The following is an 8966-nucleotide window of genomic DNA, read 5'->3' on the forward strand; positions in this document are numbered from 1 at the left end:
TATCCCGTGGATTTCGTAATAGAAAATGTATTTGGTAGAGAGATTCTTGACTCCAGAGGCAATCCTACTGTAGAAGTGGAGGTAAAGACATACTCCAGTGACTTCAGGACAAGAGGTTTTGGACGTGCCAGTGTTCCCAGCGGTGCATCTACCGGTTCAAATGAAGCACTTGAACTGCGGGACAAAGATAATCGGTACAGGGGCAGGGGAGTGAAAACAGCTGTACATAATGTTAACACTATATTGGGTCCAAAGGTTGTCGGAATGGATGTTCGACGCCAGCGTGAGATCGACCAGATAATGATCGAACTGGATGGTACTGATGACAAGTCATGTCTGGGTGCCAATGCCATCCTGGGTGTCAGTCTGGCCGTGGCCAGAGCGGCAGCCGATTCATACGGACTACCATTATACCAATACCTGGGAGGAGTAAATTCATTCACACTGCCGGTCCCAACCCTGAACATCCTAAACGGTGGACAGCATGCGGGTAATGAATTATCCATCCAGGAGTTCATGATACAGCCAAAAGGAGCCGAAACGTTCAGGGAAGCTTTAAGATGGGCGACCGAGACCTATCATGTTCTGGGGGATGTCCTAGAACAAAAATACGGCAATAGTGCCACCAATGTAGGTTATGAAGGTGGGTATGCCCCCCCGATCGACCAAACCAATGATGCAATGGAAGCAATTACCGAGTCCATCGAAGAAGCAGGCTATACAGAAGATGATATCACTATTGGTATAGACTCTGCTGCAACATCGTTCTTTGATGGTGAGAAATATAATGTTGATGGTGAGAAATTTACCGGTGGTGAACTGGTGGATTATTATGTTGAACTGGTCGACACTTATCCTATTATTTATATTGAAGATGGTTTCCACGAAGAAGCCTTTGATGATTTTGCCGCTCTTTCTCTGGAACTGCCGGATGTCATAAACGTAGGCGATGACCTGTTCGTTACCAACGTGGAACGATTTAAACAGGGAATTAAAATGGGTGCATGTAATGCATTACTGCTTAAGGTGAACCAGATAGGGAGTTTAAGCGAGGCGTTTGATGCTGCTACCACAGCGGAGGGGAACGGTTATGATGTCGTGGTAAGTCACAGGTCCGCAGAAACCGAAGATAGTACTATTGCTGATATTTCCGTTGCACTTGGTGCCGAACTTATCAAGACCGGAGCACCTGCAAGGAGCGAACGTACTGCTAAATACAACCAGCTTCTCCGCATAGAGGAAGAACTTGGTGAAGCGGCCCAATATACTAGGATATAAACCTGGATATCAGGAAATGGAACTACAGCCGGATCAATAGTGAAGCGGCCGCTATATCAGGGCTGCTATCAACACTGTAACATAGACGGCTTTGAAACTGCCTGCCCCCCCAAGGTTTATGGAAGGGCTTCCTTCAGTATTCTCGTTGATGTTGAAGAGTGATGTTATTACTCCGATAAGGATCCCAAGCACACCAGAGACCAGCACCACGGTGGCAGTGTTTCCAGGGTCCAGTATCAGGGCGAACGGAATTGGTATGAGCCCTATATAATTGGGTATAACAATGCCAATCCCAGCCTTGATCTCTGAGAGCAGGTGGGTGGCTACTATAATTATCAGCATTATTTCCAGGGCTGCAAAACCCGGATTATTGAAGGCCACATATGCTGCAAGGATGACTGGCAGGATAAAACCACCTAAATTCAGGGTTATGGTTGTATTAAATATCAGTTTATCCCCACCCTCCATCTCATCTGCCAGCGGGACCGAATAAAACTCACCAAGTAGTTCCTTTTTCTCATCTGAAAGTTCCGGCTTCTTTGTCCTGATATTGTAGATGGGGATTTCAACGAACGATAGCAGTAACATGGCTGCTGTTAGTATGAACAGTACAATGGGGTTTATGTTCCACTGTCCCCCCAGTTTGTTGGTATAGCTCAGGTAAAAGATCGGGAGAAGCATGAACCCGAAAAGTGCGAACATTTGCATATCCTGCTTGAAGATTTTTCCACGCAACTGATATCACCTTTTAATTATTAGTTTAGTCTTAGATTGTTAGAGAAGTTTATATAGATTATCAAATTTTGTGAAAAAGATAAATGGTAATTACTTATATGGTTCTGGACTATTAATAAAAAAGAGATTATAGATTATTCCAAATTAAATGCGAATGAAATTTGAATATTGGTATGAAAGTTAAATACTGGAATGTAATATAAATGCTGGAAAGCAAAATAAATATCACTACAAGAAAGGAGTACATAATATGGGTTTATTGAATAGAATGGGAACTGTAGTAAAAGCAAAAATGAACAAGTTGGTAGACAAGATGGAAGATCCAAGGGAAACCCTGGATTACTCTTACCAGAAGCAGCTTGAATTGCTGCAGAATGTTAAACGGGGTGTAGCCGAGGTTACCACTTCCAAGAAACGGCTTGAACTGCAAAAGGCAAAACTGAACCTGAATATCGATAAGCTAAGCGGCCAGGCCCGGGATGCAGTCAAGGCAGGTAGGGAAGACCTGGCGCGCATTGCACTTGAGAGGAAGAACGGCCTTATGTCCCAGGTCCAGTCCCTTGACCAGCAGATCGAGGACCTGAATAAGGAACAGGAGAAGCTCCAGGCCACAGAAAGAAGACTGTCTGCCAAGGTCGAGTCCTTCAGGACCAAAAAGGAGACCATCAAGGCCCAGTACTCTGCTGCAGAAGCGCAGGTCAAGATCACTGAATCAGTAACAGGTATCAGCGAGGAAATGGCAGATGTAGGCCTGGCTGTCCAGAGGGCTGAGGAGAAGACAGAGGACATGAAGGCACGCTCGGCTGCACTGGATGAACTCCTTGAGGCGGGTACACTGGATGACTTTACCGGAGGGGAGGACGATATCGAAAAGGAGCTTGCTAAGATCAGTGCCACCAGCAATATTGAATCAGAACTTGAATCCTTAAAAGAAGAGGTGGGCAAATGATTGTCAGGATAATGGAAGAGGGACAATTTAGGATATCCAGCAGTTTGCTTGACGAACTGAATGTCATTGACAACCGGATCGTGGATTACGTAGCTAAAGAAAATGAAAGTGATTTCAAGAAAGAGCTGGGTAAGCTTATTGCCATGATAAAAGAAAATGGCAAGCCTCTGGATGATGCTGAGATTGTGGAATCAGACCTCATTGTACCACCTGCAGACCTGACCCTGCAAGAAGCTGCCGGGATATTCAGTGGGGATGGTCTTATCGAAGATTGATTTGTGGATTATATTGGTATTCCCCAGAGGGGATACCATTTTTCCACATTCTTTTCTATGGGAAGTTCGCTTTCCATGACTGACCTGAGCCTGAATTCAAGTGTGTTATCCCTCTGGTGGCCTGTTTTCGGCACGAATGGATAGTAAGCCCCCTGCTTATAATTATATATCCAGTATACCGTGTCTTCACCCTGGAATCGGTAGATGGCGCATAAAAGCTGTTCGCTGAACCCATGCTCGATCAGGGTCTGTGAGATAAGATGGATGTTGGTTACCAGGTCTTCAAAATCCGGGTCTTTCAGTATCACCCATAAATAATTGAATTCGTCCTTTTGCACCTTGTACTCAGTACCTGTCTCCTTACAGCTATATTGAAGCAGTTCTTCTATTTCCAAACGTGCAGCTGCATACCTGGATGATTCCATAGCTTTGAAACAGATACCTGCAGACCCTACTGGTTTTAGTCCCAGGTTAACGTCCATTGTAATACTGGCTGTGGAAATGGCAAATAGCTTATCTACCTTAGCTTTTGGAAGTTTACTCTTCCCCAGTATAGCATCAAGGAATCCCATTAAAATTCCAACTCTGTTTCTAATTTTTCCAGTGCAGCAATGCGTTTCTCAACAGACGGATGGGTTGAAAACAGTTGCATGACTGACGAACCGGACAGTGCGGGGATGATGAAGAAGGCATTCATACCTTCGACCTTTCTTAGGTCGTCTTTGGGTATTCTTGGCATGATGCCGCTGATCTTCATTAAGGCAGAAGCCAGGTTTGAAGGTGTACCCGTGATCAGGGCCGCTCCCCTGTCTGCTGCGAACTCACGATATCTGGAAAGGGTCCTGATAAGTATGAGACTTATGATCCATACCAGGATCGATACCAGCCATACTGCCATAATGCCGCCCGACTCTCTACTTCTTTGCCCTCCCCCGAAGAACAACAGATACCGCACAAGAAAGAAGGCCACTGTTGAGAGAAATCCGGCAATGGTCATTACCATGACGTCCCGGTTTTTTACATGGCTCAGTTCATGGGCGAGCACTGCTTCCAGTTCGCCCTGGTTCAATGTATTCATTATACCGGTGGTTACGGCAACTACGGACTTCTTCGGGCTCCGGCCTGTTGCAAAAGCATTTGGCATAGGGCTGTCAACAACAGCCACTTTAGGTTTTGGCAGATCTGCTATGGCACACAACCGGGTGATCGTTTCATGAAGTTTTGGTTGTTCACTTTCAGATACGATCTTGGCCCCCATACTCCAAAGGACCAGCTTATCTGACATGAAATACTGGATGAACATGAATCCTCCAATGAAGATGAGCATGACACTCGTGCCTGCACCCTGGGATAATAAAACTGCCAGAAAGAACAGGTACACTACTGCAAGTAAAAACATTGTGAGGAACATCCTGCTTTGCAGTCCCCAGTCTGTTTTCCATTTTTTCATATGTTTATTGACACCTCGGTAAAGATAATTTAAATAATGTATTGTTTCTTCTGCATTTAAGGAGTTTGTGGTTAATATTTACAAATTTCAGCACATAAACCTTATTTTTCCCTTGGCATGCAGATGACTTCCCTTATCTGGAGGCCGTAGAAGTTATTGGAATGTGCGGGTTTGATTACACAAGCCACATCTGCGCCGTTGGCTGTTCCGCCCACTGCAATGACCTCACTTTCCATTGAAATGGCACCGGAATCCGCTGCCATCAATACCACTTCCACGGCAACCTTGAAACCTTTACCAAAGAGCTTGCGTAGTACATCAGCTACTATTTCTATCCGGCTTATCCCACCTGTGTCTTTGGACAGCGACTTCTCTACACCTGAGAACAAATGTGACTGGGATACGATCTCTACATTCATTTCGTTCAAACGGGAGACGTACTGGCTTTCCATATCCCATTTTCCTTCTTCAGTGGTTCCGTACTGGTGGGTGACCACGATTATTTTGATATCAGTATCTTGCAGGGCCTCTGCCATAGCTGCTCCGGTCTTGCCTGTGGTGCTGGCAAGTACCACTTCCCTTATGTCCAGTTCAAGGGCGCGGGTCTTGACGGCTTCAATTACGGCGAGGGTGTTAATTTCCCCGGGTTTTTCGAAATATGTGATGCTTTTTTTCAAATTGTTCCTCTCCTTATATGTTAGTGTAATGAGTAATGGTATTTGAGGTAGAAATATTTAGTCTTTTGTGGTGCTGTGTATGGGGGTGGGGGAGCTGGTGGAGCGCTTGAAGTTTGAGATGTGATTGGGAATTCAGCTATTCAAAACAGTTAAATCATTACATAATCAATATATGAATCTGGTATAGAAAATCAGGAAAGTTATTAATACACACAATATTTAGGTGAAAATTAGTTATGAGCATTGCTAAAGAAGAAGCAAAGAGACTCATCGAGAAGTTGCCTGACCAGGTTACCTGGGACGACATCATGTATGAGTTCTATGTTAAAAAGAAGTTAGCAGTCGCCCTGAAAGCTGCTGAAGAAGGGCGCATTGTGTCTCATGATGATGTTAAGAAGAGGTTTCTTCCGCAATGAGGATTCTGTGGACTGAACCATCTCTTCAAGACCTTGAGAGTATCAGGGATTACATTAAACGTGATTCAGAATTTTATGCATCCTTGTTCATCGAGAGAATTATTGAAGCAGTGGAAAGGTTGGAAACTTTTCCTGAAATGGGGCGTAAAGTTCCAGAAGCTGAAGAAGAAAATATCAGGGAAATTATTTTCCAGAACTACAGGATTATCTATAGGTTAGAAACTGAACAGGTTTTAATTCTTACAATTCTACATGCAGCCTGCGATTTTAATAAAACAAGAAATACATGGGTTGTAAATTAAGTCGAAAATACGGTCATATTTTGGTTTTGATGGCAGATTTCCGTGTGTAGAGGTTTGAGAGGATGGAGAGGATGTGGGGGCAGAAAGGCTGTGATAGTATAGATCCTGATCTTGTCCACATATTAGTTGAATGTCTGCCAAAATATTTTGTGGGTTATTTATCCGGGATGATGAAAGGTTGAAGTAACAGAATGCCTTGGATGAAATGCTGCGCAGGGGCTGGCGGTGTTCAACAGAATTATATGCAGGGATATTGAAAGTAATTCAATAATTGGCAATAACACGAAACTGCCCGCAGGTGCCCGGATAATCTTCAGTTAAAATCATCCAGGTCGAACACAAGATACCCGCGCTGCCTTAACTCCTCTTTCCCTGCCACCTTTTTTGAAACAATCCCAAAATACTCCTTACGTGCATTATTATTCCAGCGCACAGAGGTTGATTTTTCCATCAGGTCCGAAAGGATATTTTCTGCACCCCCCTTGCTCACATCCTTCCACTTACACTCCACAAAAACAATCTCACCTCTTTCCTCATTCATCCCCACAATGTCAATTTCCTTATCCTTGTGCCACCACCTGCCGATCCTTGAGAACGAAAACTCATCGAAAATATGTTTCTGCATTATCAGTTCCTTAACCAGCATTTCAAACATCTGCCCGCAGTATAATGGAAAATCCTGCTTGATCAAGCCCAGGACCTCTTCGTTCCTGTTGGCCTCCAGGTCGATCCTGTTCGGGTAGATGTACCTGAACCAAAAGTTAAAATACGGCTCTGAGATGGAATAGAGCCGCTTTTTGAATTTTGAAGACGCAGTCACGGGAATTTCCTCCTGCAAAATGTGCAGCCTTCGCAGCACACCCAGGTATTTGGATACCATGCTTTTATCAAGACCAGTATAGTTGCATATCTCCCCAAGGGTGTTGTACCCCAGTGCTATGGCTTTGAAAATACGCTTGTAATTCTTTGGCTCCCTGAACTCTTCATTTAAGAGGAATTCGACTTCCTGTGAAAGATAAGTGCCTTTTGTAATCACGTTGTCCAGCACATTATCCCAGAAGGTCAGGCTTGTATCGAATTTCAGCAGGTATTCCGGGATTCCACCGCTAACGAACCAGGTCCTGACCAGGTCTTCAGTAGCATACGGCAAGAAATCCTTCAGGTGGATAAAGTCCAGGGGCGCAACCTGCCACTGTCCTGTTCTCCTTCCGTACAGCGGGCTTTTGTATCCCAGGACTTCGGACTCCATGACACTTACTGCCGATCCGGATAATATGAGCATCACGTTCTCGTGCTTCAGGTTGAGTTCCCACATCTTTTGGAAAATCGATGGTATGGACCTGTTATTGTATATCAGGAAAGGAAATTCATCGATGATTATCACGAATTTATCCTTTGTCACCAGTTCATGGAATGTCCTGTGTTTGAATAATGTTTCAAACAGCGATTGCCATCCCGAAAACTCAATTTTCCCGAAATTTTCATCATTTATTACTTTGCCCAAACGGACTGAAAAATCCCTGATGTTCTGTTTATCCCCTTCTGTTGAAGCAAGAAAGTATATTCCTTGCTTGTTTTCCAGGAATTTTAACATGAGTTCAGTTTTTCCAACCCTTCTCCTGCCGTAAATTACAATAAATTCAGGAGAATTACTGTTATACCTGGATTCCAGGAAATGCAACTCGTTTTCCCTGTTTACAAATTTTTGTTGATACATAAGTAGTATACTTTACTCTCAACCAATATATATATATATTTTCCCCTGGCCTACTTCTTCACTCTGGTCTGCACCATTGACATTGGTTCCATCGAATAGAAAATGCAGCCGGGTCGATCTAATGGTTGCGGTGCTGATGGTGTGGGTGTGGATATATATTCGGGCACAGCGCGAGAGATTGGGTATGACAATGGCAGGTTTTATCTGTGTACGGGCGCACACTGATTTTCGGATGCTGGGGATTGAGAAGGTAGTGAATTTGATGATCGGGCGGTTTGTGGTGCTGTGTATGGGGGGTAGGGAGATAATGGGGCGGTTATTGAAGGACTGGGAAGATGTGGGGGCTTAAAGGCTGTGATAGTGTAAATCCAGATCATGTGCAAATATTGGTTGAATGTCTACCAAAATACTTCGTGAGTTATATATCCGGAGTGATCAAAGGTTGAAGTAGCAGAATGCCCTGGATGGAATTATCTCATTTGAAGGAATGGCGCAGAGAACGTCTCTGGACTCTGGGTTGTTACCACGGCATTCTGATTGTGCGCCTCAGACGGCCTAATCGACACAAGACTCACGAGCGTGTCATGCAAGCAATGGCTTTATTTGCAGCAGAAGAGTGGTGTGATTCGCTGGTTGTGATGCGGGATGTGAGGCAAAGTGTGTGGCGGACTGGTGGGAGGAGCTGATCAGACTGGGGAGCACAATGTCAAGATATCTATCCAAGGGTTCGTCACCGACCCTGGACTTTGCTTCGCTCTGTCCGGGGCATTATAGGGGGTGCTCAGATTATTTAATGTTTTCAACCTACAAAATATATATACAATTTATTTCAGTCGTGGATTTAATTAAAAGAAAAACTTGTAAGCCATTTGCCGTAAAGATAAAAAATAACAAGTTTTTTAAATAGACAATATATATGAAAGTTATATGGTCAAAAAAATTACTTTGATGGCATCTGATAGTAAACCATATAAAAGGGGAAGCAGTTCAAGTCATCTATTTAGCTGGGATGACATTCCAGGAAACGATACTGATAGGTTCATAGAATTTTTGAAACATAAATTTAGCATAGATTGGATAACAACGGAATTAATTGAAAAAATCGATAACGATAGAGTTATTAGGGCATCATTTGAAAATAAATCATTTTATCTAAGACTTAATGAT

The 8966-nt window shown here is 43.7% G+C and carries 12 protein-coding genes; 7 read left to right on the forward strand and 5 right to left on the reverse strand.

The window, feature by feature from the left end; genetic code table 11:
* Nucleotides 1-6: 6 nt before the first annotated feature.
* Entirely contained in the window at nt 7-1278 is a 1272-nt protein-coding gene (gene eno, locus HF974_08885; GenBank protein ID MBC2698426.1) for a phosphopyruvate hydratase, read from the forward strand.
* A gap of 51 nt (nt 1279-1329) precedes the next feature.
* On the opposite strand, the gene HF974_08890 is transcribed toward eno, so the two are convergent.
* The gene (locus tag HF974_08890; protein ID MBC2698427.1) at nt 1330-2013 is read right to left on the reverse strand and encodes a DUF1614 domain-containing protein; all 684 of its coding nucleotides are present in this window, start codon (nt 2011-2013) and stop codon (nt 1330-1332) included.
* 250 nt (nt 2014-2263) lie between these two features.
* Here HF974_08890 and HF974_08895 point away from each other — a divergent pair, with 250 nt between their 5' ends.
* Both HF974_08895 and HF974_08900 read left to right on the forward strand, forming a co-directional pair.
* The gene (locus HF974_08895; protein ID MBC2698428.1) at nt 2264-2962 is read left to right on the forward strand and encodes a PspA/IM30 family protein; all 699 of its coding nucleotides are present in this window, start codon (nt 2264-2266) and stop codon (nt 2960-2962) included.
* The gene (locus HF974_08900; GenBank protein ID MBC2698429.1) at nt 2959-3237 is read left to right on the forward strand and encodes a hypothetical protein; all 279 of its coding nucleotides are present in this window, start codon (nt 2959-2961) and stop codon (nt 3235-3237) included. Before HF974_08895 ends, HF974_08900 begins: the two co-directional genes overlap by 4 nt.
* 8 nt (nt 3238-3245) lie before the next feature.
* On the opposite strand, the gene HF974_08905 is transcribed toward HF974_08900, so the two are convergent.
* The 3 genes from HF974_08905 to HF974_08915 all read right to left on the reverse strand — a co-directional run bounded on the left by HF974_08905 (nt 3246) and on the right by HF974_08915 (nt 5364).
* On the reverse strand, nt 3246-3809 hold the full coding sequence (locus HF974_08905) for a hypothetical protein (GenBank protein ID MBC2698430.1): 564 nt from the start codon (nt 3807-3809) through the stop codon (nt 3246-3248).
* On the reverse strand, nt 3809-4687 hold the full coding sequence (htpX, locus tag HF974_08910) for a zinc metalloprotease HtpX (GenBank protein ID MBC2698431.1): 879 nt from the start codon (nt 4685-4687) through the stop codon (nt 3809-3811). Before htpX ends, HF974_08905 begins: the two co-directional genes overlap by 1 nt.
* 101 nt (nt 4688-4788) lie before the next feature.
* The gene (locus HF974_08915; protein ID MBC2698432.1) at nt 4789-5364 is read right to left on the reverse strand and encodes a hypothetical protein; all 576 of its coding nucleotides are present in this window, start codon (nt 5362-5364) and stop codon (nt 4789-4791) included.
* A 236-nt stretch (nt 5365-5600) separates the two neighbouring features.
* Here HF974_08915 and HF974_08920 point away from each other — a divergent pair, with 236 nt between their 5' ends.
* Both HF974_08920 and HF974_08925 read left to right on the forward strand, forming a co-directional pair.
* Nucleotides 5601-5780, forward strand: a complete 180-nt coding sequence (locus tag HF974_08920; protein ID MBC2698433.1) for a hypothetical protein — start codon at nt 5601-5603, stop codon at nt 5778-5780.
* Nucleotides 5777-6082: a type II toxin-antitoxin system RelE/ParE family toxin gene (locus HF974_08925; protein MBC2698434.1), complete on the forward strand. Its 306-nt coding sequence runs from the start codon at nt 5777-5779 to the stop codon at nt 6080-6082. Before HF974_08920 ends, HF974_08925 begins: the two co-directional genes overlap by 4 nt.
* A 313-nt stretch (nt 6083-6395) precedes the next feature.
* On the opposite strand, the gene HF974_08930 is transcribed toward HF974_08925, so the two are convergent.
* Complete coding sequence (locus tag HF974_08930; protein ID MBC2698435.1) at nt 6396-7799, reverse strand: ATP-binding protein; 1404 nt, start codon at nt 7797-7799, stop codon at nt 6396-6398.
* 76 nt (nt 7800-7875) lie between these two features.
* On the opposite strand from HF974_08930, the gene HF974_08935 reads away from it, so the two are divergent.
* Both HF974_08935 and HF974_08940 read left to right on the forward strand, forming a co-directional pair.
* The gene (locus tag HF974_08935) at nt 7876-8148 is read left to right on the forward strand and encodes a hypothetical protein (protein MBC2698436.1); all 273 of its coding nucleotides are present in this window, start codon (nt 7876-7878) and stop codon (nt 8146-8148) included.
* Between the two features lie 578 nt (nt 8149-8726).
* Nucleotides 8727-8966: GeBP family protein (locus HF974_08940; GenBank protein ID MBC2698437.1), on the forward strand; the 240-nt coding region annotated here is incomplete at its 3' end.

It is taken from the genome of ANME-2 cluster archaeon (assembly GCA_014237145.1).
Classification (GTDB): Archaea; Halobacteriota; Methanosarcinia; order Methanosarcinales; family Methanocomedenaceae; genus Methanocomedens_A.

Bases quoted from the DNA above. Each gene is read 5' to 3' on its own strand.
- HF974_08895 (MBC2698428.1), top strand. From the start codon at position 2,264: ATGGGTTTATTGAATAGAATGGGAACTGTAGTAAAAGCAAAAATGAAC.
- HF974_08900 (MBC2698429.1), top strand. From the start codon at position 2,959: ATGATTGTCAGGATAATGGAAGAGGGACAATTTAGGATATCCAGCAGT.
- HF974_08905 (MBC2698430.1), bottom strand. From the start codon at position 3,809: ATGGGATTCCTTGATGCTATACTGGGGAAGAGTAAACTTCCAAAAGCT.
- htpX (MBC2698431.1), bottom strand. From the start codon at position 4,687: ATGAAAAAATGGAAAACAGACTGGGGACTGCAAAGCAGGATGTTCCTC.
- HF974_08920 (MBC2698433.1), top strand. From the start codon at position 5,601: ATGAGCATTGCTAAAGAAGAAGCAAAGAGACTCATCGAGAAGTTGCCT.
- HF974_08925 (MBC2698434.1), top strand. From the start codon at position 5,777: ATGAGGATTCTGTGGACTGAACCATCTCTTCAAGACCTTGAGAGTATC.
- HF974_08930 (MBC2698435.1), bottom strand. From the start codon at position 7,799: ATGTATCAACAAAAATTTGTAAACAGGGAAAACGAGTTGCATTTCCTG.